The sequence below is a fragment of the Patescibacteria group bacterium genome, from assembly GCA_022560785.1.
Classification (GTDB): domain Bacteria; phylum Patescibacteriota; class Minisyncoccia; order Phycocordibacterales; family JADFSL01; genus JADFSL01.
In genome coordinates, this window is sequence record JADFSL010000051.1 from 1 (window position 1) to 2,427 (window position 2,427).

Sequence of the window (2,427 nt, forward strand, 5' to 3'; positions counted from 1 at the left end):
TGGCCTGAGATGGTGAAGGTTTTTGGGTGGAAGTCAGGTGTGGTTAGCTGGTAAACAATATATGCAAAAACTTTTAAAGATACTTATTACAATTCTTACCTTAATTGTGCTTTCGGTTCTTGTGGTAGCAGTCTTCGGGACTTACTCAATGATCTCTGACACCATAGAAGGCACAAATATATTTCAGCAGCTAAATCTTCTTCCAGTAATTGCTATTAGTGCGGGCGTTTTGGTCGCCATTCTTACTTTTGCAAGAGAAAGAAAGAAGCAGGAAATAGAACAACAAAGACATATGTCTGAAGTTTTCTTGGATAGAGTGATGGGCGGCTTCAATACGGTAATTGATCTCCTATCGGATCAAAATAACAATAGAGCCACATGGGTTCGAGCCGCACGCACACTTCTGAAGTCGATCGAGTTAAAATCTAAGATAACTTCTGAGGAATATAAAGTTGCATATGAGCTTGAGGAAGAACGGGCTAGAAACGAACTTTACACAATTATATCTCTAAAAGACGAAGATACCGGAGAGAGGGCTCCGCTACCTCCGCAGTTTTTCTACGGTATTGATGACTGGCGCACGTGTAAAGATCTAAATGATGCAGCAGTGAAAGCATCTAGTGAAGCTGTAGTTTATACTGTAACCATTGATGTGGTACCACCTCAACCATATTTGAAACCCTTGGCAGTAAAATCTGTCATGGCGATATTCAATTTTGTTGAAGACCCAAAAACATATAATGATCCTCTCAAGCTTATTGAAGATTGGGATGATAATTATTCGGATTCTTTTGGCATTAATCAAGGTGCTCGACGATACGTGGCGCATACAAAGCAAAAACACGCGATAGGCGGTAAATTGTATGATCGCACTGAAGAAAAAAGCAGCTAACAAATAATTGAATACTATTATTCTTTACCCTACACCAAACCACATCTCACCTGTTATATCCCTGTGTATTCTGATGTTTGTTCTTCCAGTAGTTTTCAAGCTTGACATTCAAGCTATTTCTATTGACATGCATAGCCTTTTCACATATAAAGCAAGCATAGTGTGTGTTTTGAACCCTTAGGAGGTAAGAAGAATGAAAATAAGCAAAATTTTTTGTATGTTAATTGCTGGACTTGCTATTATTGGTTTTACTACAGTAGGTATGGCTTCAGAACCAGAACATCCGAAGGCTGAAGCGTCTAAGGCCGAAGCAACTAAGTCTGAGGCTACGGCTGAGGGAGAAGGTGCAGCGAAAGAAGAATCAAAGGCTGAATCAAAAGAGGAACTTGAATACGGTGCAAAAATTGAATTGAAATCAGGTGAAAAAGAAGCTAAAGCAGAGGAAAAAGAATAGCTTCAAAATTTAATAATTAAAATTAACCCCCAAATAAAAACGAATCATACACTATTAAGGAGCGGAATAAAATCCGCTCCTTTTTTTATAGATTAATTCTTATCCACCCCAAACCACATCTCACCTGTAATATCCCTGTGACTCCTGAGGTTTAAGTTTCCCCTTGATTTCAGTAATTACCTGAGTATTATAATCCTTAGTATCAGTACAATCTACAAGATTCCATATCACACGACAATAATCCATTGGGTTTTTTAATCTTTGGGAAGCCAGCATATTGCACTGCCTATTCAATAATACAAATAATGAGGCTGTGTAGTATGCGTCTTGGAGTTTTTATGTGGTTCTTGGGAAGCTAAGCATAGAATGTGGCCAGGCTGTTTTTATAGACTGGATACAATGTATGCACCATTGGGGACTGTGGGAAGCCAGTATATATCATGTTTTCCAATCAAATAATATAAATAATAAGAACATGTTTTATACGGCCTTGGATTGGTTTTGTTTTTCTTGGGATGCTAAGTATATATCCGAACCATTCAAAAACAATAATAATGAGTGAGTGATTTATGCGTCTTGAGGTTGTTTTTTAAAGACACTAAATATCAAACGTTTCAGTTGGCGTTTCGATTGTAATTAAATTTAAGTCTGACAAAAAGATGGCAGTAGTCTGCCAATAAAAACTGGCAGTAAATGCATAAAATATTAACACTTTAAGGATGCCAACATGGCCCAAAGTAAGTGTAACTGTCTGTATATAGTGCATGAGATGAAAATTAATGATTATAAGAAAGACTGAACTGTGTATGTGTATATAAAATCAACACTTATATGAAAAAAGCAAGCCTCATAATGTAAAAGAGTTTTAAAGATTAAATTGCTTCGCACTTTGTGCGTTGCAACACCCACGCTTTGCGTGTATCTCTGGCTCCAGTTATAAAAAAAATGTAAAAAAAGAGTAAAAAACGTCTTTTTTGCTGTTTTTTGAAAAGACACGGCATTTAGAGACAAGGCTTCTTTCTGATGCTGTTAATACCTTTCCTTTTAGGGTGAAGTGGTATCGATAGGCAAACATCGGTTG

General features: G+C 37.0%; 2 protein-coding genes. Both read left to right on the plus strand.

Annotated elements, in window-relative coordinates; all coding sequences use genetic code 11:
• Positions 1-61 precede the first annotated feature (61 nt).
• The gene (locus IIB50_03235) at positions 62-892 is read left to right on the plus strand and encodes a hypothetical protein (GenBank protein MCH7530102.1); all 831 of its coding nucleotides are present in this window, start codon (positions 62-64) and stop codon (positions 890-892) included.
• A 217-nt stretch (positions 893-1,109) separates the two neighbouring features.
• Positions 1,110-1,346: a hypothetical protein gene (locus IIB50_03240; protein MCH7530103.1), complete on the plus strand. Its 237-nt coding sequence runs from the start codon at positions 1,110-1,112 to the stop codon at positions 1,344-1,346.
• The last annotated feature ends 1,081 nt before the right edge of the window (positions 1,347-2,427 follow it).